Here is a 21617-nt window from a genome sequence, read left to right on the forward strand (position 1 = left end):
GTGACGATTACCCGGCCTACATTCTACGCCGTAGGCCGGATAAAGCATTTATGCCGCCATCCGGCAAACTCAGCGGCTCTGTTTACGTAGCAAATAGATAAAGTACGGCGCGCCAATAAAGCTTGAAAGCAGTCCCGCCGGGATCTGATACGGAAATAGCGCCATCCTGCCGCACCAGTCGGCAAAGACCAGTAAAACGCCCCCTGCCAGCGCCGAGATGACCATATGCGGCATCGTCCGGCGAAAACCGAGCATCCGCGCAATATGCGGCGCCATCAGTCCAACGAAACTCAGCGGCCCAATGGTCATCGTCGCGGTTGCCGTCAAACAAGCCGCCAACGCCAGCAGCGCGATACGCGACGGCGTAAGCGCCATGCCCACCGCGCGCGCGGCATCGCCACCCAGAGGCAAAATCGTTAACCAGCGGCGGCACAACGGCACAATTGCCAGCAAAATCACCATTACGATCGCGGTTCGCGTAACCTGCCCGCCAGTGGCGTTATAGGTAGATCCTGCGATCCAGGTCAACACTTCCGCCATCCGCGGGTCGCCGCTCGCCTGGAGCATCATTAGCAGCATGGTAAACGCGGTGCTGAGCGCCATCCCCGCCAGCAACATCCGTTGTGGCGAGAAACCGCCGCGTCCGGCGGCTAACATAATAATCAGCAGTGTCGCCGCCGCGCCCAGGCTTCCGGCGGGCAGTAGCCAACCGAAGGCATTCCCCGGCACCAAAAACAGCATCAACACCACGCCAAACGCGGCTCCGGAACTGATCCCCAGCACTTCCGGACTGGCCATTGGATTACCGGTCAGACGCTGAATAATGCAGCCCGCCACCGCCAGCATGACGCCCGCCATTAACGCCGCCAGTATCCGCGGCCAGCGCCACGGCATCAGTTCCTCAAGCAGCGTTCCGCTCGCCCACGTCCAGCCGTGCGCGTCGCGACCAAAAGAGAGCGCGCCCCATGTTGCCAGCAGCAAGAGGGCGCCACCGGCAACGGCAAAAGCGAGGACATGCCGACGCTCCGCCGCCACACGATCGCTGGCGTTCATATCCGGCGCGCTCATGCTTTTAAGCCGCGGCAGCAGCCATAGTAGCAGCGGCGCGCCGATTAACGCCGTCACTGAACCGGTGGAGACCTCCATCCATACGCGGGTGAGCCAAAGGATAATCTGATCGGATAGCCACAAAATAAGCGCCCCAATGAGCGGCGCCAGCATCAAGCGCGCCAGCAGACGTCTTGCGCCAAGCATTTTCGCCAGCAGCGGCGCAAACAGGCCGATAAAACCGATAATGCCCACCGCGTTGACTAGCAGCGCGCTCAACACAATCGCCAGCGACAGCGCCGCCAGACGCGCTAACGACAGCGCCAGCCCCAGATTACGCGCAACGCCGTCATCCAGCCCCATCAGCGTCATCGGGCGTAACAACAATAACGTGAGCACCACACCGCCCAGCAACTGCGGCCACAGACGCTGCACGCCGCTCCAGTCGGTTTGCGTCAGCGTTCCGGTGCTCCATAAAAACATGCTTTGCAACTGATCGTGGTGGAAAATCACCAATAGCTGGTTGATAGCCCCACAATAGAGGCTGACCACCAGCCCGGCGAGGATTAGGGTTACCGGCGACAGGCGTTTGCCCCACGCCACGCCGAACACCAGCGCGCCGACAATGCAGGCTCCCGTCAGGGCGGCAAACTGCGTGGCCAGCGCGCCGGGAATCGCCCAAAGCGTAGTCACCGTGATCCCCAATTGCGCGCCGGTCGCCACACCCAGCGTGGTCGGTTCCGCCAGCGGGTTACGTAATACTTGCTGGAACAGGACGCCTACCAGCCCAAGTCCCGCGCCCACCAGTAGCGAAATCGCCAGTCTTGGCAGCAGGCTGTAATGAAAAATCATCTGCTCAATGATGTCGATATCCGGTGACCAGATAGCCTGTTGCCACTGGCTGCGCGGTAGCGCAACGGAGAAGTTAACCCATGTCAGCCAGCAGGCGGCAACAAACAGCGCCAATAACAGCAACGCCGGATGGCGGCTTCGCCTTATCCGGCCTACAAAGCGCCCGAACCGTAGGTCGGATAAGGCGTTTTTCGCGCCGCCATCCGGCATTTCACGTTTTCTGCTCACGCTTTGCCTCCCAACACGTTATTCAGGATGCGGACAAAATGCATCGTGGAGAGGGTCGCGCCATAGAACCAAACGGCGGGCACCCGATGAAAACGCCCGGCGCGGACAAACGGCATGGCCTGCCACAGCGGCGTTGCCATCAGCGCGTTCATATCGGTGCTATTCCCGTGATCGAAGCAGATCACATCCGCTTCTTTATACATCGCCAGCCGATCGATGCTGACCGCCGTACTGCCCCAAAAGTTGGTTTCACCCTGCCAGGCATTGACGATGCCATACTCGTCCAGCACCTCCTGGAACAGGCAATTCGGGCCGAGCACCAGCATATGCCGCGGATCGATAAGCGTCGTCATCAGTAACGGACGCCCCCCGCGGCGGATAAAATGCGGCTTCTGGCTGGCGATGAAGCGATCGTATTGCGCCAGATGTTTTTCTGCCGCAGTTTCCAGATTCAGCGTCTGCGCCAGTTCAACCAGCGAGCGTCGGGCCACCGCCAGCGGCTTTTTGCCGTCGCTAAAATTAAACCCGCGCCCCGGCGCGATCCGCGCCAGTTTCTCCGGCGAGGGTCCGTACCCTGCCGACCAGACCATAAACGACGGCTTCATCTCTGTCAGCAGTTCGAGATTGGGTTCAGTGCGAAGACCCACATCAATCACCGAATCCGGCAACGGCGGTTCGCTAACCCACAGCTTATAATTTGGCACGTCCGCCACGCCATAAGGCGTAATACCGAGCGCCAGCAGCAGCTCAACCGGCAGCCACTCCAGCGCCACAATCCGGCGGGGATCGATAGCGGCAGCCTGCGCCGTATTCATTTGCCACAGCAGCGGCGAGAGCGCCATCGCCGTTAATAAACGGCGGCGAGTAAGAGGATATAAATCACGCATTAATACACAAAACTCACAGGTGCGGCGCCCGCCGGATGCGGAAGGATACCCATCGGGATACCGTAAATCTGTTCCAGCGTGTCACTGCGCATCAGTTCCGCAGGCGTTCCTTGCGCAATCATTTCACCGCCGCGTAGCGCGACTAAATAATCACAGTAGCGGGCCGCCATGTTGATATCGTGCAGCACCGCAACCACCGTCAGCCCGCGCTGCTGGCTTAAACGATGCACCAGCGCCAGCACGTCAACCTGATGGGCGATATCCAGCGCTGACGTCGGCTCATCCAGCAGCAGACAACGGCTGTCCTGCGCGACCAGCATGGCAATCCACGCGCGCTGGCGCTCGCCGCCGGAAAGACTGTCTACCAGACGATGCGCCAGCGGTTTTAAGCCGACCAGCGTAATCGCCTCGTCTACTTTTTCCCGGTCCGCGACGCCAAAGCGCCCCAGCGCGCCGTGCCACGGATAGCGGCCAATCGCTACCAGTTCGCGCACCGTCATTCCTTCCGCCTGCGGCAATTGTTGAGGCAGATAGGCAACTTTGCGGGCAAACGCCTTGCTGCTCCAGCTCGCCAGCGGCTGATTGTCGAGCAGAATATCCCCTTCGGAAGGCGGCTGATGGCGGCCCAGCATTTTTAACAGCGTGGATTTACCGGAACCATTATGGCCGATAAGTCCGGTGACGCGACCTGCGGGAAACGTTAACGAGAGAGGGTGTAAAAGCGTGCGGCCCGGCACACGAAAGGCGACGCTTCGCAGCGCAAAGGTGGTATCGGAATGAATGTGGTTTTCCTGCATCGCAGCCAACTTGTAAAACGGGCACGGCAAGCCGTGCCCAAAAAGAAATTAGAAACGGAAGGTTGCCGTTGCAACGACCTGACGTTCTGCGCCCCAGAAACAGCCGTAGGTCTGGAAGCAGCTGGCGACGTATTCGCGGTCGAGCAGATTATTAACGTTAACCGCAATGCTGGAGCCCGCCATACCAAAACGCGCCAGATCGTACTTGACGACCGCATCCATCACTGCTGCGCTGCCTACCTTGAAGCTATTGGCCGGATCGCCGTAACTGGAACCAATAAAACGACCGCCTGTTCCCAGCGTTAAACCTGACAACGGACCGTCGTTGAAGGTGTAATCGCCCCACAACGACGCCATGTGTTCAGGCACCTGCTCTGGCGTATTCCCTTTCAGATTAGTGTCTTTCGTGTATTCAGCATCAGTATAAGTGTAAGACGCCGTCATATTGATGTTAGCCGTCAATGCTGCTTTGGCTTCCAGCTCTACACCTCGCGCACGAATTTCGCCTGCCGGCACCTGCGCTAATGGGTTGGTTGGATCGGCGGTCAGGTTATTGGTTTTGGTCAGCTGATAAACGGCACCCGTAACAACAACCGGCATGTCTTTCGGTACATATTTCACCCCTGCTTCATATTGCTCGCCTTTTGACGGCTTGTAAGAAACGCGTGGGGTGCTCCACAAATCGAAGGCGCTTGGCTCGAAAGATTGGCTATAGCTGAAGTAAGGTGAAATTCCATTATCGAATACGTAGTTTACGCCACCGCGCCAGGTGAACTGGTGGTCATTACGTTCAATATATCCTTCTGTCGGCGTAGTGGAATTCTGACGCACCGTTGTCGCTTGTTTAGACCAGTCATAGCGGCCGCCGAGAGTAAATACCCACTTATTCCATTCCGCCTGATCCTGAACATAGAGGCCTGTTTGTTTACTTTCGTTCATCTGGTACGGCTCAGCGCCGCCGAAAGCAAAGTATTCAGGATGGTAATTGTTATAGAGATCGATTGACGGCGCGCTACCAAACGTCGCGTTAATATCATTACGCATACGCATGAAATCGACACCCGTCAGCAACGTATGATCAATATCGCCGGTCGCGAATTTACTTTCCAGTTGTGTATCTACGCTGAAATTCTGTAAACGCTCGTTGTCAACGATAGTACCGCGGTTAAGCGTATGGCCGTCCGCCGCAATCCCCGTGCCATAGACGCTTTTTTGCGCGGTTTTCATTTCGACAAAACGTAAATTCTGGCGCACGGTAAAAGTGTCGTTGAAGCCATGCTCGAAACTATATCCCACCATTTTCTCGTTACGAGAATAGGTGTTGTTTGACGCCCCTTCGTTGAAATCCGTTGGCAGACGTTTACCATTCGGTAATGGTTCAACCGTTCCCTCTTTCGGCAGCCAGCCGTAGTAGCCGGTCTCTGGTTCGTTCTGGAAATAAGAAAGGAACGTAAAATTCGTTTTCTCATCCGGACGCCAGGTAAAAGAGGGCGCAATCGCATAGCGCTGCGACTCAGAACTCTTTTGCTGTTCGTTTGTCGAACGCGCCAGTCCCGTCAGACGATATGAGAACTCACCGTTGTCATCCAGGGAATCACTAAAATCAAAACCGGTCTGGAACAAATTGTCCGTCCCCATTTTGAATTGAATTTCTTTCAGCGGCTCAGTAGTCGGCCGCTTGCTAACCATCGAAATGATACCGCCCGGGTTGCTCTTACCGTAGAGAACGGACGTTGGGCCACGCATCAACTCAACACGCTCAAGCATGTAGGGATCAATAACCGCATCGTTGTAGAAGTTCCCCTGCAATTTCAGGCCATCCAGATAGTTATTCTGGCTCAGGCCGACGGAAGAGAAGCCACGGATAATCACGAAGTCATAGGTATTGGAAGCGCCGCGGCTGCTTACCGTTACGCCCGGCGTGTAACCCAACGCTTCTTTTACTGACTGGAATTGATGCATCTGCATCTCTTCGTTAGTGACCACCGAAACCGACTGTGGCGTTTTTTCGATAGGTGTATCAGTTTTGGTGGTGGTGGCGGAACGCTTCGCGGCGATGGTCGGAGCCGGTCCCCAGGCACTTTCCTGCGCGACAGGCGCTGCGGTTACGGTAATGGTTTCTTCTTTCGGTTGAACCGCCGCCTGTGCATAGACAGACATGCCGCTAACCGCTGTGGCTACTACAACTGCGATTTTACGCAGTGAGGAGTTTGGCTGAGCAGTTTTAAGACGCGCCATTAGTATATCTCTGATGAAAGTGAATGATAACGTAAACGATAATTATTATTATAACCGCAGCATGATAGGCGAAATATCGTCGCAATGGCAAGCGATACGCGGCCCTACGAAAACTAAGGGGTTAAGAAATAACCAGATGAAAAGGAAGGGTTAATAAATTAGACTGAAATGTTATTTATGGAGGGTTTGCCGGATGGCGACGTAAGCGTCTTATTCGGCCTACGTCGCACATAATGGAGTCGTAACGGTGTAGACCGGGTAACCACAGCGCCACCCGGCACTATTACCGTGATTAATTGCCGCCGAACATCTCCTTAATCCAGCCGGCAACGCCGTCGCTCTTCTCTTCTTTCGGCGGCTGTTGCTGCGCAGGCTGCTGCGGCTGAGACGACTGATCGAACGGATTGCCTGACGGCTGCTGTTGCTGCTGCATCATCTCGCCCTGCTGGCACAGCGTATTTGGATCGTCCGTCCAGACCGGCAGAGTGCGCATACCGCCGCTACAGACAAAATTACCGTCGTAATCAACGCCCATATCCACCACATCTTCCGGCGGCGTCAGAACTAAAGGCGTCGGCGTCTGGTTCGCCAGATAGCGCTGGTAAATCGCCATCGCGCCGCTGGCACCGTACAATTTCGTCGGCTGGTTGTTATCACGGCCTACCCAGGTGATAGTCACCTGGCTGCCGTCAATCCCGGCAAACCAGGTATCGACATTGTTGTTTGTCGTCCCGGTTTTACCCGCCAGATGCAGACCCGGATATTTCGCGCCAAGCTGACGCCCCGTACCACGCTGGACGACCTGCTGCATTGTCCATAGCGTCAGGTAAGCCGCCTGTGCCGGTACGGCGCGTTCAGCTTGCGGATAACTTTGGTACAGCACCTTACCATCTTCCGCAATAACCGAACGCAGCGCTGATAACGGCGCGCGATTTCCGCCGCTGGCGATAGTCTGGAACGCTTGCGCCACTTCGATCGGCGTCAGGTTCAGCGCCCCTAACAGCATCGCCGGAACCGGATTGAGCTGATCTTTCGGCACGCCGAGCTTCGTCCAGGTATCGGTTACCGCCGGTAAACCTAACGCCATCCCCAGATTGACCGTCGGTACGTTCATTGAGCGAGTTAACGCATCCACCAGCATCACTTTCCCGCTTTCGCTGTAGCGACGATCGTCGTTCTGCGGCGACCAGACCTGACCATTCGGCTGGCGCAGAGAAATCGGCGCATCGGCAATCCAGGTGTTCAGACGGTATAAGTTCGGCTGACTTAACGCGGTCAGATAGGTCGCCGGTTTCGCCAGCGACCCGATGGAACGGCGCGCCTGCATGGCACGGTTATAGCCGGCATACTGCGGCTCCGCCCCGCCAACCATCGCGCGCACCTCGCCGCTAAAGCGATCCACTACCACCATCGCGGTTTCCAGATCGCTCAATTTACGCTGTTTCTTCAACGCCGGAATGCCTTCGACAACGGCTTTTTCTGCGGCATCCTGCGCCACGGAGTCAAAGGTGGTGAAGATCTTCACGCCGGAGAGATCTTTAATTTTATCCCCCAGCTTCGCCTGCAGTTCCTGACGAACCATCTGCATAAACGCTGGCTGCGGTGAAATAACGCCGCCGCGCGGCTGTACGCCAAGCGGACGCGCGCTCAGCATGTCATAGAGTTCCTGATCGATGATTTTCTGCTGCTGTAACAGGCGTAACACCAGGTTACGACGCTCCAGCGCCAGTTTCGGGTTGCGCCACGGGTTATAAATCGACGCCCCTTTAACCATCCCAACCAGTAACGCCTGCTGATCGAGGCTCAGTTCCTCTACCGGACGACCAAAGTAATACAGGCTCGCCAGAGGAAAACCGCGAATTTCATTGTCCCCGCTTTGACCGAGGTAGACCTCGTTCATGTACAGCTCAAGAATACGATCTTTACTGTAACGGGCATCCATGATCAGCGCCATGTAGGCTTCATTCGCTTTACGCCAGTATGATCTTTCGCTGGAGAGGAACAGGTTCTTCACCAGCTGCTGGGTTAGCGTACTGGCCCCCTGCACCGTGCGTCCCGCCGTCAGGTTGGCCAGCACCGCACGCCCGATAGAGTAAAGACTAATGCCATCATGCTCATAGAAATGACGGTCTTCCGTCGCCAACAGCGTATCGACCAGCAGATCCGGGAAACCGCTGCGCGGGACGAATAAACGCTGCTCGCCATTTGGCGAAGAAAGCATGGTGATAAGCCGCGGATCGAGACGGAAGAAGCCAAACTGGCGGTTGTTATCCAGATTGACGATGGTTTCCAGACGCCCGTCACTGAACGTCAGCCGCGCGCGCACCTGCCCTTCTTTGCTGTCCGGGAAGTCAAACGGACGACGGATCATCTCAATGCTATTGGCCTGCACGGTAAATTCGCCGGGACGGGTCATCTTCGTCACCAGACGATACTGCGTCGCTTCCAGCAATTTCACCATCTCGTTTTTGCTGACAGGCATGTCTGGCTCAAGGTTCACCATCCGGCCATATACCGCCGCCGGAAGCTGCCAGACCTTGCCATCAATACGGCTGCGGATTTTTTGATCCAGATAGACGCCGTAAATGGCGAACAGCACCACAAAAACGATAAACAGTTTTAGCAATAGCCACAGCCAGCCGCGCTTGCCACGAGGCTTACGCCCTTTGCCCTTACCTTTACGCGGCATCGGTTCTTCATCCTCATAGTCATCATCATAATCGTCGTCATGCTGCCGACGACGGCTCACCTTTTGTTTCACAGGACGTGACGGTTTCCCCTTACGTCCAATCGGCTCGCGGTCATTCCCCGCCATGCTTTTTCTCCGCAACATACAGGCGCAAAGGCCCGATTCTCTATTCTTCCGCCAGACGACAGAAGAAGAAATCTCTCAATTTACCCTTTTGCCGGATGGCGATTAACGCCTTATCCGGCCTGGAGGCAACGTATAACACGTCACGAATACTTCTTCGTGCGCCGCGTTGGGGCCGTATTCGCCGGATCGTCCGGCCAGACATGTTTGGGGTAACGGCCCTTCATCTCTTTTTGCACTTCGCGATACGCCCCCTGCCAGAAAGCGCTTAAATCGCGCGTAATCTGTAGCGGTCGCTGCGCAGGCGAAAGCAGCTCCAGCACCAGCGGCACGCGGCCCTGAGCGATGGTTGGAGTCTTCGCTTCGCCAAACATTTCCTGCATTCTGACCGCCAGAGCGGGCGGGTTATCTTCATGATAACGAATCGTTATTCGGCTTCCCGTCGGCACAGTGTAATGCCCAGGCAGTTCACTATCCAGACGTTGCAGCATGGCATAGTCAAGCAGTCCCCGTAACGCCTGAGTCACATTCAGAGATTTCAGACTCCGTAACGACTGTACGCCTGTCATGTGCGGCAGCAACCAGTTTTCCAGAGTCGCCAGCAGCGACGCCTCGTCCACGGCAGGCCAGTCATATTCCGGCAGCCATTTCGCCGCACAGTGCAGACGCAGACGGAACTGCTCCGCTTCCGGCGTCCAGTTAAGGACGGCCAGACCTTTATCGCGGATGCCGTTCAGCATCGCCTGATGAAGCTCCTCTTCAGACGGCTTCGCCAGTGGCTGAACGCTAACCGTCAACTGTCCAATACGCATTCTGCGCCACGCTTTCAACGTTCCCTGCGCTTCGTCCCATTCAACCGTGTCAGGCTGGCGTAGTAAATCAGGACACGACTGAATCAGCGAGGCAATATCCAGCGGCTGCGCCAACAATATTCGGGCGTCCGGCGAGGCGCTCCCTTGCAGCAACAGCGGCGCGATCAGCCATTCATGACGTCCCAACGCGTCATCCGCATCTAGCATCGCTCCCATACCATTGGCTAACTGATAGCGCCCTTCCTGACCACGGCGCCGCGCGATGCGGTCGCTAAACGCTCTGGCCAATAGCGGCATAATAAGCGCGCTATCCGGCTCGCCATTACGCACCTGCAGCCGTTTTAAAAGCTGCTGGCTACGCTGCTGCCAGCCCGGCTGTCGCCGCGAAAATAGCACGCTTAAATCCGTACCGCCGCCGCGCGGCGGGTCCTCAAGGATGGCCGCGAGCATGGCGGCGGTGGCGGCGCTATCGCCCTCGTCGGCGTTGACTAACATCGCCGCCAGACGCGGATCGTTACCCATTGCCGCCATTTTCCGCCCCCGCGCGCTTAATCGCTCGCCCTCCAGCGCGCCTAACATCAATAATAAACGGCGGGCGGCCTGAAGATTCACCTCCGGCGGCCTGTCCAGCCAGAAAAGCGATGCCGGATCGTGACATCCCCACTGCAACACCTCCATCAACAAACCGGAGAGGTCGCTGTGTAAGATTTCCGGATCGCTTTGCGCCGCCGCCCGCTCCGCCTGTTCTTTTGCCAGCAGATGTAAACAGATTCCCGGCGCCAGTCGTCCGGCGCGCCCCGCACGCTGCGTCATTGACGCCTGACTGATACGCTGCGTAACCAGCCGCGTCAGTCCCGTTCGCGCGTCGAATCGCGCCACGCGCTCCTGAGCGCTATCGACGACCAGACGAATCCCTTCAATCGTCAAACTGGTTTCGGCAATGTTAGTCGCCAACACCACTTTACGCATCCCGGCGGGTGCGGGAACAATCGCTTTGCGTTGCGCCTCCAGAGACAATGCGCCATACAGCGGACAAAGCAGGACATCACTCCCTACCCGCGACGCCAGATGTTCATGAACGCGCTGTATTTCGCCTACGCCGGGTAAAAATAGCAGCAGCGAACCGTTTTCATTGCGCAGCAGTTCCGCTGTCGCCATCGCGACGGCTTCATCAAAACGCAAATGCGCCGCAAGCGGTTGATAACGTCGCTCCACCGGGAACGCGCGCCCCTCCGAGACGATCGTCGGCGCATCAGGCAGTCGCTGACAGAGCCTGTCGTTATCCAGCGTCGCTGACATGATTAACAGCCTGAGATCGTCACGAAGCCCTTGCTGGATATCCAGCAACAGCGCCAACGCTAAATCCGCCTGTAAACTGCGCTCATGAAATTCATCCAGTATCACCAGCCCCACGCCGCGTAATTCGGGATCGCGCTGAATCATTCTGGTCAATACGCCTTCTGTCACCACTTCCAGCCGGGTACGCGGCCCCACGCAGCTTTGCGCGCGCATCCGGTAACCTACCGTTTCGCCAGGCTTTTCATTCAACGCTTCCGCCAGACGCTGCGCGACATTACGCGCCGCCAGACGACGCGGTTCAAGCAGGAGAATTTTTCCAGCAACCGGACCTTGTTGCAGGAGTTGCAACGGCAGCCAGGTGGATTTCCCCGCCCCGGTAGGCGCGGACAACAAAACCTGCGGCGCGGTTTTGAGGGCTGTCAACAATTCAGGCAATACGGCGGCAACGGGCAATGACGTCACAAACGGCTCCACGGGGTTAACTTTCTTTGCGCCGCATTGTAGCATCGTGTTAATCCATAACCGAGTATCCCTATGTCTGAGCCAAAACGGCTGTTTTTTGCGATTGACTTACCCGACGACGCGCGCGCGCAAATTATCGCCTGGCGCGCCACCCATTTTGCCTCTGAAGACGGACGCCCCGTGGCAGCGGCGAACCTACACCTGACGCTGGCCTTTTTAGGCGACGTCAGTAACGATAAGCAGCGCGCGCTTGCGCAACTGGCCGGACGAATTCGCCAGCCGGGCTTTACGCTACATCTGGATGACGCCGGTCAGTGGCTGCGTTCACGCGTGGTGTGGCTGGGGATGCGCCAGCCGCCGCACGGGTTGTTGCAGTTGGCTAATATGCTGCGCGCGCAGGCCGCCCGCAGCGGTTGTTACCAAAGCCCGCAGCCTTTTCACCCGCATATTACGCTGCTGCGCGACGCCAGCCATACGGTGGCTATCCCGCCGCCGGGCTTTTGCTGGTCATTTCCGGTTACGTCATTTGCGCTTTACGCCTCTTCGTATGGGCAAGGCCGTACCCGCTATGCCGAGCTGCAGCGCTGGACGCTGGGCGAATAATAATGAAGGAATGTCGATGCTATTCTCCCCCCCTTTACAACGCGCTACGTTGATTCAGCGCTATAAACGTTTTTTAGCCGATGTGATCACCCCTGACGGTACGACGCTTACGCTGCACTGTCCTAATACCGGCGCAATGACCGGCTGCGCCACGCCAGGCGATACCGTCTGGTATTCGACATCAGAAAATACTAAACGCAAATATCCGCATACCTGGGAATTGACTGAAACGCAATCCGGCGCATTCATTTGCGTGAATACGCTGCGGGCGAACCAGCTAACGAAAGAAGCGATTCAGGAGAATCGCCTGCCGGCGCTGGCGGGGTACAATATTCTGAAAAGTGAAGTCAAATATGGCGCCGAGCGCAGCCGTATAGATTTTATGTTACAGGCAGATTTCCGCCCGGACTGCTATATTGAAGTGAAATCGGTCACGTTAGCGGAAAAAGAAAACGGTTATTTTCCCGACGCCATTACCGAACGAGGGCAAAAACATCTTCGGGAGTTGATGGGCGTTGCGGCGGCAGGTCATCGCGCGGTGGTGGTGTTCGCGGTGCTGCACTCCGCCATTACACGTTTTTCACCCGCACGTCATATCGATATAAAATACGCGCAGCTATTGAGCGAGGCTCAGAATAAAGGCGTGGAAGTTTTAGCTTATAAAGCAGAACTTTCAGCCCAAAAAATGGAACTGAACGAACCAGTACCCATAACGTTGTAGTGGAATAACAGCCTGATTATTAAGTATTCTGGCCGCGTGCGTAAATACGCTTTTCCTCACAGGGTTGTCAAGTGTTACGTTTAGATAATTGCTATCCGGAAAAGCATCTGCTATTTATAGCGACCTGATTTTCCCCCGAACATGGGGATCGATAGTGCGTGTTAAGGAGAAGCAACATGCAAGAAGGGCAAAACCGTAAAACATCGTCCCTGAGTATTCTCGCCATCGCTGGGGTGGAGCCGTACCAGGAGAAACCGGGCGAAGAGTATATGAACGAAGCCCAGCTATCGCACTTCAAGCGTATTCTTGAAGCATGGCGTAATCAACTCCGGGATGAAGTCGATCGCACTGTGACGCACATGCAGGACGAAGCCGCCAACTTCCCCGATCCGGTCGATCGCGCCGCGCAGGAAGAGGAGTTTAGCCTGGAGTTACGTAATCGTGACCGTGAGCGCAAACTGATCAAAAAGATCGAGAAGACGCTGAAGAAAGTGGAAGATGAAGACTTCGGTTATTGCGAGTCCTGCGGGGTGGAGATTGGTATCCGCCGCCTGGAAGCGCGTCCAACAGCCGATCTGTGCATCGACTGCAAAACGCTGGCTGAAATTCGCGAAAAACAGATGGCGGGTTAATCCCGTTCGTTTCTACCCTATTTATGACAGGCGGGAGTTTTCCCGCCTTATTCTTTATTGCCCGCAGCATGACTGACTCACACTATATTGGCCGTTTCGCGCCGTCGCCATCCGGCGAACTGCATTTCGGCTCGTTAATCGCCGCCCTCGGCAGCTATTTACAAGCCCGTGCGCAACGCGGAATTTGGCGCGTTCGCATAGAGGATATCGACCCCCCACGTGAAGTTCCCGGTGCCGCAGCGACCATTCTGCGCCAGCTGGAACATTACGGCCTGCACTGGGATGGCGAGGTCTTATGGCAATCACAGCGTCATGAGGCTTATCGCGAGGCGCTGGCCTGGCTTCACGAGCAGGGACTGAGCTACTACTGCACTTGCCCCCGCTCGCGCATTCAACGTCTGGGCGGTATTTACGACGGCCATTGCCGGACGTTATACCACGGGCCGGAGAATGCCGCCGTCAGAATTAAACAGCAGCATCCGGTGATGCGTTTCCATGATGCCTTGCGCGGCGACATCCAGGCTGACCCACAGCTGGCGAGCGAAGATTTTATTATCCACCGCCGCGACGGACTGTTTGCTTATAATCTGGCCGTGGTGGTCGACGATCATTTTCAGGGGGTGACGGAGATCGTCCGCGGCGCAGATTTAATCGAACCCACTGTCCGACAACTTTCTCTGTATAAACAGTTTGGCTGGCGTGTGCCAGGTTACGTGCACCTTCCGCTGGCGCTCAACGAACAAGGCGCTAAACTTTCCAAGCAAAATCATGCCCCTGCGCTTGCGACAGGCGATCCGCGCCCGGTACTGGTCCAGGCATTGCGCTTTTTAGGCCAACGCGACCTCGTAGCGTGGCAGGAGATGTCTGTTGAGGAGTTGCTGCGCTTTGCGGTGACGCACTGGAGGCTTACAGCCGTACCCACATCGGCTAATGTAAATCCGGCATTCTCAAATGCGTCTCGCTGAGCTATGATTAGCCGCTATTTTTGCTCATCGTCTTTCGCATTGCTGCGGCGTTAATGATGCTTACAGCCCAGGTCGCGTTATTCTCTTGCGCCCGTCTGCCGTAATGCGAAAGACATAGAGTAAGTTGATCTTATTAATGTATGACACTACCGAGGTGCGCTATTTTTACCCGAGTCGCTAATTTTTGCCGTAAGGTGTTAAGCCGCGAGGAGAGCGAGGCAGAACAAGCCGTCGCCCGTCCACATATGACGATTATCCCGCGTGAACAGCACGCTATCTCCCGCAAAGATATCAGTGAAAATGCCCTCAAGGTACTGTACAGGCTGAACAAAGCGGGCTATGAAGCCTACCTGGTCGGCGGCGGCGTCCGCGATCTCCTGCTCGGCAAAAAGCCGAAGGATTTCGACGTGACCACCAACGCTACACCGGATCAGGTACGGAAATTATTCCGCAATTGCCGTCTGGTGGGGCGTCGTTTCCGCCTGGCTCACGTGATGTTTGGCCCGGAAATTATCGAAGTGGCAACGTTTCGTGGTCATCATGAAGGCAGTGAAAGCGACCGTACGACCTCCCAGCGTGGGCAAAACGGTATGCTGCTGCGCGATAATATCTTCGGCTCTATCGAAGAAGATGCCCAGCGCCGCGATTTCACCATCAACAGCCTTTACTACAGCGTGGCGGATTTTACCGTGCGCGATTACGTCGGCGGGATGCAGGATCTGCAAGAAGGCGTGATTCGCCTGATCGGCAATCCGGAAACGCGCTACCGCGAAGATCCGGTTCGAATGCTGCGCGCCGTGCGTTTCGCTGCGAAGCTCAATATGCGTATCAGCCCTGAAACGGCTGAGCCAATCCCGCGTCTGGCAACCTTGCTAAACGACATTCCTCCCGCGCGCCTGTTCGAAGAGTCGCTGAAACTGCTGCAGGCGGGGAACGGTTTTGAAACCTATCAACAACTGCGGGAATACAACCTCTTCCAGCCGTTGTTTCCTACCATTACGCGTTATTTCACCGAAAACGGCGACAGCGCAATGGAACGCATCATTGCGCAGGTGTTGAAGAATACGGATAACCGCATCCGTAACGAGATGCGCGTTAATCCGGCATTTTTGTTTGCCGCCATGTTCTGGTATCCGCTGCTGGAGATGGCGCAAAAAATCGCTCAGGAGAGCGGTCTGGCCTATTACGACGCTTTCGCGCTGGCCATGAATGACGTGCTGGATGAAGCCTGCCGTTCACTGGCGATCCCGAAACGTCTGACCACGCTTACCCGTGATATTTGGCAGCTTCAGTTACGGATGTCGCGACGCCAGGGCAAACGCGCCTGGAAGCTGATGGAACATCCCAAATTCCGCGCCGCGTTTGATTTGCTGGAGCTGCGCGCTCAGGTGGAAAATAATACTGAGCTGCAACGTCTGGCGCAGTGGTGGGCCGAGTTTCAGGCTTCCGCGCCGCCGGAACAAAAAGGAATGCTCAACGAGCTGGACGACGATCCTGCTCCACGCCGCCGCCGTTCACGTCCGCGCAAACGCGCGCCGCGCCGCGAGGGCACCGTATGACGATCGCGTATATCGCGCTTGGCAGTAATCTGGCCTCTCCTCTGGAGCAGGTTAATGCCGCCCTGAAGGCTATCGCCAACATTCCCGATAGCCGTATCGTCGCGGTTTCTTCGTTTTACCGCACGCCGCCGCTTGGCCCACAGGATCAGCCCGATTACCTGAACGCCGCGGTGGCGCTGGATACCGCCCTCGCCCCCGAAGAATTGCTTAACCATACCCAGCGCATTGAGCTGCAACAGGGTCGGGTACGCAAAGCAGAACGCTGGGGGCCGCGTACGCTGGATCTCGACATTATGCTGTTTGGCGATGAAGTCATTAACACCGACCGTCTGACGGTTCCGCACTACGACATGAAAAACCGCGGTTTTATGCTGTGGCCGCTGTTTGAGATCGCTCCAAAACTGCGCTTCCCCGACGATGGCGTCGCGCTGACGCAGCTTGTTCATCAACATACCCCCGCACCAGCATACTGGTAATTTTTAATTAATATTATTTTTAAGAAACCTGTATTATTACTTCGCTCACTAATTAATGGAATAAATCCAATCGTTATTTTCACTTAAAAGATTGTTTAGCAAAAATGAATGTCATTTATATGTAAAATTATTAAATTGATTCAGTGAATTCATTAACATCCCTCTCCCCCTAAAGCCGCTTTTTTTGCAGATTTAATGTACTATCTTGTTTTTAAACATCATTAAAAAACATATAAATCTAATCAGCATTTTTGCTTTTGAAAAAAAAATTCACCACAAATATCGTTTAAACAAACATATAATATTTCGTTATTTTACATAATGAAATATACGCATAAAATGTGCCGTCCCTCTTTAATCTTATTGAAGTGGTACATTTATCTCATTTTGTAAGGATGCAAGTATGAAAAAAGTTCTCCTGGCGACAGCCGTATTTATGGCTTTAGGCTCTTCTTCCGTTATGGCTGTCGAAGGTGGTCGTATTAATTTTGAAGGTCTGGTCAGCGCTGAAACCTGTAAAAAAGTCGTCAGCTCCGCTGTTGGTAATAGCAATATCGACGGTACGGTTACTCTGAAAACCGCACACGTTAGCGATGTTACCGCAGAAGTTCAAAACAGCACCGCAGGCGTAAACGCAGAAGATTTCTCCATCATTATCGACTGCTCCGATGCTGGCGCAGGCCTGGTGAAATCACATCTGACGATGTCCTCCTCTTTTAGCAATACGAAGGGCACCCTGGATAACGACGAAACGCTGACCCGCAGCGGTATCGAGGCGGCGAAAGCGGTTGATATCGCGGTTCACCATGTTGACGATGCCAACGCTCTCTCGCTGGTGAAAATCAACGATCCTTCTAACACGATGGAAGAAAGCTTTACCAACGGTATCGCAACCTACAACTTTAAAGCGTCTTACGTGAAATCGTCTGATGCAGGTGCCAGCGTGACAACCGGTCTGGTCTCCACCAATGCGATTTATACCTTTACTTACGAGTAATAGTCGCCTCTCAGATTGCTGACAACGCTATTGGTGCTGTTTAATGTTGGGCTGCGTCTTGCCCCATAAAACCAATAACTCAATGAATATAAATGAGTTAATTTTTACGGGTTAAATAAAACCCAACATTTATTCAGCTTCGGTGTTTGTCATCAGTCTCGCTGTCTTTAACAGACAGTATTACAGACGATGCACATTGCAGGGTAGTAGCAAATTTCGGCGCTACTTACCCTGTTTCGGATATTCAATACAGCAAGGACGGCTTATGTCTCACTCTTTAAAGTTTACTTTGTCTGCTATCGCTCTGACCGGGGCATTATTTAGCTCTGCCAGCCAGGCCGATATTATTATTTCTGGCACGCGTATTATTTATGATGCAAATAAAAAAGATGTCAGCGTGCGTCTGGAAAATAAAGGTAAAAGCCCATTATTAGTTCAGAACTGGATAGATCTCGGCAATGATAATGCCGAGCCGGGCAGTATTAAAGCGCCCTTCGCCGCCACGCCGCCGGTATCACGAATAGAACCTAAGCGCGGGCAGTCGATAAAAATTATGTATACCGCCACAGAATCGCTACCGAAAGATCGCGAAAGCGTTTTCTGGTTCAACGTGCTGGAAGTTCCACCGAAGGCAAATACCAACCAGGAAGAAAATAAGAATTTGCTCCAGCTGGCGTTTCGCACCCGCATCAAACTATTTTATCGCCCGACGGGTTTACCGGGCGCCCCGGCAGAAGCGGCAAAACAGCTGAAATGGCAGGTCGCCAGCGAACAGGGCCATGCCGTTCTTCGCGCCGATAACCCGACTCCGTATTACGTCTCCTTTAACTCTGCCACCTACACCAGCGGCGGAAAACGCTATGACGTCGACGCGACCATGGTTGCCCCCTTTGGCAAAGCCGCCTTCACGGTGAAAGGACTGCAAAACGCCAGCGCAGGCAAACTGGAATTCCAGTCCATTAATGACTACGGCGGCATCATCGCTGGCTCAGCTTCACTGTAATGACGTTATCACAAAGCAGGATGAAAAAGACGGTGCAAAACGTTTCCACAACCAGGACCATGCCAAAAAAGACGTTGCTCGCGATGTGCTGTGCGTTGTTTTACAGTCAGCCCGGCCTGGCTGCGGACATCGTTGAATACGACAGCACATTTCTGATGGGCGATGGCGCTACGTCTATTGATGTCAGCCGCTATTCTAATGGCAACCCCACGCCAGCGGGAACGTACACCGTGAGAGTGTTTGTCAATGAGAAGGCCGTCGCCAGCCAGACCATCCCGTTTATCGATATCGGCAAAAAAAGCGCCGAGGCCTGCCTGACCATGAAAAATCTGGCGCAGCTACACATTAAGTCGCCGCAAAACGTCGGCGAAAAAGCCATTTTGAAGAAAGGCGACGACGAGAGCAGCGATTGCTTAAACCTGCCAGCGCTGATTGAACAATCCAGCGTGACGTTTGATATGGGCGACCAGCGCCTGGATATCGTCGTGCCTCAGGCATGGATTAACAAAAGTTATGACGGCTATGTGGAACCGTCGCTATGGGAAAACGGAATCCCGGCCGCGCTCCTCTCCTACAACATTAACGGCTATCACAATACCAATCACGGTGTCGATAACGACAATATGTACGCCGCTTTCAATACCGGTATTAACCTCGGAGCATGGCGTTTTCGCGCCAACGGTAACTATAACTGGAACAATAACAGCGGCAGTAACTTCGATTTTCAGAACCGCTACATCCAGCGCGATCTCACTGCGCTGCGCTCGCAACTGATGTTAGGCGAGGCGTACACCACTGGCGAGACTTTCGACTCGGTCAGCATTCGCGGGGTGCGTCTGTACAGTGACTCCCGTATGCTACCGTCACAGCTTGCCAACTACGCCCCTGTGATCCGCGGCGTCGCCAATACCAACGCCAAAGTCACCATTACCCAGGGCGGCTACAAAATTTATGAATCAACGGTGCCGCCAGGTCCGTTCGAGATTAACGATCTCAGCCCTTCTGGCTACGGGAGCGACCTCATCGTCACTATCGAAGAGGCCGACGGCAGCAAGCGTACCTTTAGCCAGCCCTTCTCCTCGGTAATGCAGATGCAAAAACCCGGCGTCGGGCGCTGGGATGTCAGCGCCGGGGAAGTGAATGACGACGATCTTCACGATAATCCGTATGTCGCGCAGGGTACCTACTATTACGGTTTGAACAACTATCTGACCGCCTATACTGGCGTTCAGGCTACCGATAATCACTACCTGGCGGGGTTGCTCGGCATGGGCCTCAACACGCCGTTTGGCGCCATCGCGCTGGACGTCACCCACTCCCGCGCGGAGATCCCTGACGATAAAACCTATCAGGGGCAGAGCTACCGCTTAACGTGGAACAAGCTGATTGAAGCCACTGATACCTCGTTTAACGTGGCGGCCTACCGCTATTCAACCCAGAATTATCTGGGGCTGAACGATGCGCTTCAGTTGATCGACGAAGCGAAATATGGGGATGACGACCAGCGCAACACCATGAATAACTTTGCGCGCCTGAAAAACCAGATCACCCTCAGCATCAGCCAGCCGTTACAGTATGGCGAAACGGATTACGGTTCCTTTTATCTCTCAGGCTCCTGGACCGATTACTGGGCGACGGGCGACAGCCGCAGCGATTATACGCTGGGCTACGGCAAAGGCTTCTCATGGGGCAGCATGAGCGTCAACCTGCAACGCACCTGGGATGAAGACGGTAAAAAAGATGATTCGCTCTATATCAACCTAAGTATTCCGCTCGCCAACCTGCTTGGCGGGGAGAGTCGCCGTTCCGGTTTTAACACCCTCTCCACGCAGATGCGGACGGACTTTAACGGTGGCCATAACCTGAGCATGAACAGCAGCGGTAGCAGCAAAGACAATATGCTGAACTATAGCGTAAATACGGGTTATACCATGCAGAAAGAGGGCAAGAGCATCTCTGATATCGGCGGCTATGCCAGCTATCAATCCCCGTGGGGAGATATTTCGGCCTCAGCCTCTGCCAATAACGATAGCAGCCGACAATATTCGCTCGCGACAAACGGGGGCTTTGTCCTGCATGGCGGCGGCCTGACGTTCACTAACGATAACTTCGGTAATAGCGATGCCATCGTGCTGGTAAAAGCCCCCGGCGCGAAAGGCGCACGCATCAATGGTGGCAACAGCACCATCGATCGCTGGGGCTACGGCGCGACAAACTCGCTTTCCGCCTACAGAGAAAACCTGGTCAATGTCGATATCGACACACTGGAAAACGACGTTGAGCTTAAGAGCACCAGCGCAACTCTGGTGCCGCGCGATGGCGCGGTGGTCTTAGCCAGTTTTGAAACCGACCAGGGACGCTCGGTCATTCTTAACATGTCCCGCAATGACGGCAAAGCTCTGCCGTTTGGCGCAGAAATCTACGAGAACGATGTGCAGATCGGCAACATGGGCCAGGGCGGACAGGCTTTTGTTCGCGGTATCAGCGATGCGGGCGAACTCTCAGTACGTTGGTTTGAAGAAAACCAGCCAGTAACTTGTTCAGCAACCTTTGCGTTGCCTGCAACGCAACAAACGGTAGGGTCCAGCCAGACCTTACTGTTAGACCACGTAACCTGTCGTGTTAATAACCTTAAATCAAATGGAATAGACAATGAGAAGGAATAAGCACCTTTTAGCAGCCTCTGTGCTCGCGATGATATTTCCACTGACCAGTCAGGCGGAAGATATCAACGTTGACTTTACCGCTACCGTGCTGGCCACGACGTGCAGCATGTCGATTGCGGCGTTAGATGGCTCGAACGTATCGGGTGATGCTACCAGCGGCTATACGCTGAATGTCGGCGATGTCGGGTTGGATAAAATCATAAAAAAATCAGCGGAATCGCAGAAAAACTTTAAGTTTGTGGCGAAAGATTGCAGTGCCGCCCTGACGAAAATTACCACCGCACTCGGCAGCTCTGCGGATGCCAGCGGCAACTTTATTAAAAACCAGTCTGCGGCGTCCGATGCGGCCAGCAATATTGGTATGGGCTTTAAGCGTAAGAGCACCACCGATGAAACCTATTTCACGCCAGGCTCCGGTTCAATTACCTGGACTGACGACGAGCGCACAGCAAACGAAGTAGAGATGACGGTTGCGCTGCGTGAACTGACCGACGGCGCGGGTACCATGGGTGCCTTCAGCTCTACCGCTACGTTTAACTTCACTTATCAATAACAGGGACG

16 protein-coding genes are annotated in these 21617 nt (G+C 54.8%); 10 read left to right on the forward strand and 6 right to left on the reverse strand.

All coding sequences use genetic code 11. The features are described from left to right. Positions 1-69 precede the first annotated feature (69 nt). The 6 genes from fhuB to hrpB all read right to left on the reverse strand — a co-directional run bounded on the left by fhuB (position 70) and on the right by hrpB (position 11434). Entirely contained in the window at positions 70-2109 is a 2040-nt protein-coding gene (gene fhuB, locus LDB27_RS17740; RefSeq protein WP_225519952.1) for a Fe(3+)-hydroxamate ABC transporter permease FhuB, read from the reverse strand. Positions 2110-2123: 14 nt separating this feature from the next. Then, positions 2124-3014 (reverse strand): Fe(3+)-hydroxamate ABC transporter substrate-binding protein FhuD, encoded by an 891-nt coding sequence (gene fhuD / locus LDB27_RS17745; RefSeq protein ID WP_001205366.1) that lies wholly within the window; start codon positions 3012-3014, stop codon positions 2124-2126. Further along, the gene (fhuC, locus tag LDB27_RS17750) at positions 3014-3811 is read right to left on the reverse strand and encodes a Fe3+-hydroxamate ABC transporter ATP-binding protein FhuC (protein WP_001157204.1); all 798 of its coding nucleotides are present in this window, start codon (positions 3809-3811) and stop codon (positions 3014-3016) included. The genes fhuD and fhuC overlap by 1 nt, the downstream gene beginning before the upstream one ends. A gap of 48 nt (positions 3812-3859) precedes the next feature. Beyond that, positions 3860-6049 carry a ferrichrome porin FhuA gene (gene fhuA / locus LDB27_RS17755; protein WP_000113229.1) on the reverse strand — a complete coding sequence of 730 codons (2190 nt, stop codon included), beginning with the start codon at positions 6047-6049 and terminating at the stop codon, positions 3860-3862. Positions 6050-6341: 292 nt separating this feature from the next. Next, on the reverse strand, positions 6342-8864 hold the full coding sequence (gene mrcB / locus LDB27_RS17760; protein WP_000918127.1) for a bifunctional glycosyl transferase/transpeptidase: 2523 nt from the start codon (positions 8862-8864) through the stop codon (positions 6342-6344). A 140-nt stretch (positions 8865-9004) separates the two neighbouring features. Continuing rightward, positions 9005-11434: an ATP-dependent helicase HrpB gene (gene hrpB, locus LDB27_RS17765; protein ID WP_225519883.1), complete on the reverse strand. Its 2430-nt coding sequence runs from the start codon at positions 11432-11434 to the stop codon at positions 9005-9007. A gap of 72 nt (positions 11435-11506) precedes the next feature. Here hrpB and thpR point away from each other — a divergent pair, with 72 nt between their 5' ends. The 10 genes from thpR to LDB27_RS17815 all read left to right on the forward strand — a co-directional run bounded on the left by thpR (position 11507) and on the right by LDB27_RS17815 (position 21609). Next, positions 11507-12037, forward strand: coding sequence for an RNA 2',3'-cyclic phosphodiesterase (gene thpR / locus LDB27_RS17770; protein WP_001294182.1), 531 nt, complete (start codon positions 11507-11509; stop codon positions 12035-12037). Positions 12038-12053: 16 nt separating this feature from the next. Then, positions 12054-12758 carry a DNA/RNA nuclease SfsA gene (sfsA, locus tag LDB27_RS17775; RefSeq protein WP_000899412.1) on the forward strand — a complete coding sequence of 235 codons (705 nt, stop codon included), beginning with the start codon at positions 12054-12056 and terminating at the stop codon, positions 12756-12758. Between the two features lie 176 nt (positions 12759-12934). After that, a complete protein-coding gene (gene dksA, locus LDB27_RS17780) occupies positions 12935-13390 on the forward strand; it encodes an RNA polymerase-binding protein DksA (RefSeq protein ID WP_001155232.1) in 456 nt (151 codons plus the stop codon). Between the two features lie 68 nt (positions 13391-13458). Continuing rightward, positions 13459-14355, forward strand: a complete 897-nt coding sequence (gene gluQRS, locus LDB27_RS17785) for a tRNA glutamyl-Q(34) synthetase GluQRS (RefSeq protein ID WP_225519884.1) — start codon at positions 13459-13461, stop codon at positions 14353-14355. A 161-nt stretch (positions 14356-14516) separates the two neighbouring features. Then, positions 14517-15914, forward strand: coding sequence for a polynucleotide adenylyltransferase PcnB (gene pcnB / locus LDB27_RS17790; RefSeq protein ID WP_204355897.1), 1398 nt, complete (start codon positions 14517-14519; stop codon positions 15912-15914). Then, entirely contained in the window at positions 15911-16390 is a 480-nt protein-coding gene (gene folK, locus LDB27_RS17795; RefSeq protein WP_000150780.1) for a 2-amino-4-hydroxy-6-hydroxymethyldihydropteridine diphosphokinase, read from the forward strand. Before pcnB ends, folK begins: the two co-directional genes overlap by 4 nt. 403 nt (positions 16391-16793) lie before the next feature. Next, entirely contained in the window at positions 16794-17387 is a 594-nt protein-coding gene (locus tag LDB27_RS17800; RefSeq protein ID WP_000756783.1) for a fimbrial protein, read from the forward strand. A gap of 265 nt (positions 17388-17652) precedes the next feature. After that, positions 17653-18390, forward strand: coding sequence for a fimbrial chaperone (locus tag LDB27_RS17805; RefSeq protein WP_000019793.1), 738 nt, complete (start codon positions 17653-17655; stop codon positions 18388-18390). A gap of 59 nt (positions 18391-18449) precedes the next feature. Further along, a complete protein-coding gene (locus tag LDB27_RS17810) occupies positions 18450-21056 on the forward strand; it encodes an outer membrane usher protein (protein WP_001125002.1) in 2607 nt (868 codons plus the stop codon). Next, positions 21043-21609, forward strand: coding sequence for a fimbrial protein (locus tag LDB27_RS17815; protein WP_001549988.1), 567 nt, complete (start codon positions 21043-21045; stop codon positions 21607-21609). Before LDB27_RS17810 ends, LDB27_RS17815 begins: the two co-directional genes overlap by 14 nt. Positions 21610-21617: the final 8 nt, after the last annotated feature.

It is taken from the genome of Salmonella sp. JXY0409-18 (assembly GCF_020268625.1).
GTDB classification, from domain to species: Bacteria; Pseudomonadota; Gammaproteobacteria; order Enterobacterales; family Enterobacteriaceae; genus Salmonella; species Salmonella enterica.

What these genes read in the sequence shown, in the direction of transcription:
- thpR (WP_001294182.1), top strand. Translation starts at nt 11,507, where the DNA reads ATGTCTGAGCCAAAACGGCTGTTTTTTGCGATTGACTTACCCGACGAC.
- LDB27_RS17805 (WP_000019793.1), top strand. Translation starts at nt 17,653, where the DNA reads ATGTCTCACTCTTTAAAGTTTACTTTGTCTGCTATCGCTCTGACCGGG.
- fhuB (WP_225519952.1), bottom strand. Translation starts at nt 2,109, where the DNA reads ATGCCGGATGGCGGCGCGAAAAACGCCTTATCCGACCTACGGTTCGGG.
- dksA (WP_001155232.1), top strand. Translation starts at nt 12,935, where the DNA reads ATGCAAGAAGGGCAAAACCGTAAAACATCGTCCCTGAGTATTCTCGCC.
- sfsA (WP_000899412.1), top strand. Translation starts at nt 12,054, where the DNA reads ATGCTATTCTCCCCCCCTTTACAACGCGCTACGTTGATTCAGCGCTAT.
- fhuA (WP_000113229.1), bottom strand. Translation starts at nt 6,049, where the DNA reads ATGGCGCGTCTTAAAACTGCTCAGCCAAACTCCTCACTGCGTAAAATC.
- fhuD (WP_001205366.1), bottom strand. Translation starts at nt 3,014, where the DNA reads ATGCGTGATTTATATCCTCTTACTCGCCGCCGTTTATTAACGGCGATG.
- mrcB (WP_000918127.1), bottom strand. Translation starts at nt 8,864, where the DNA reads ATGGCGGGGAATGACCGCGAGCCGATTGGACGTAAGGGGAAACCGTCA.
- LDB27_RS17810 (WP_001125002.1), top strand. Translation starts at nt 18,450, where the DNA reads ATGCCAAAAAAGACGTTGCTCGCGATGTGCTGTGCGTTGTTTTACAGT.
- gluQRS (WP_225519884.1), top strand. Translation starts at nt 13,459, where the DNA reads ATGACTGACTCACACTATATTGGCCGTTTCGCGCCGTCGCCATCCGGC.
- folK (WP_000150780.1), top strand. Translation starts at nt 15,911, where the DNA reads ATGACGATCGCGTATATCGCGCTTGGCAGTAATCTGGCCTCTCCTCTG.
- LDB27_RS17815 (WP_001549988.1), top strand. Translation starts at nt 21,043, where the DNA reads ATGAGAAGGAATAAGCACCTTTTAGCAGCCTCTGTGCTCGCGATGATA.
- LDB27_RS17800 (WP_000756783.1), top strand. Translation starts at nt 16,794, where the DNA reads ATGAAAAAAGTTCTCCTGGCGACAGCCGTATTTATGGCTTTAGGCTCT.
- fhuC (WP_001157204.1), bottom strand. Translation starts at nt 3,811, where the DNA reads ATGCAGGAAAACCACATTCATTCCGATACCACCTTTGCGCTGCGAAGC.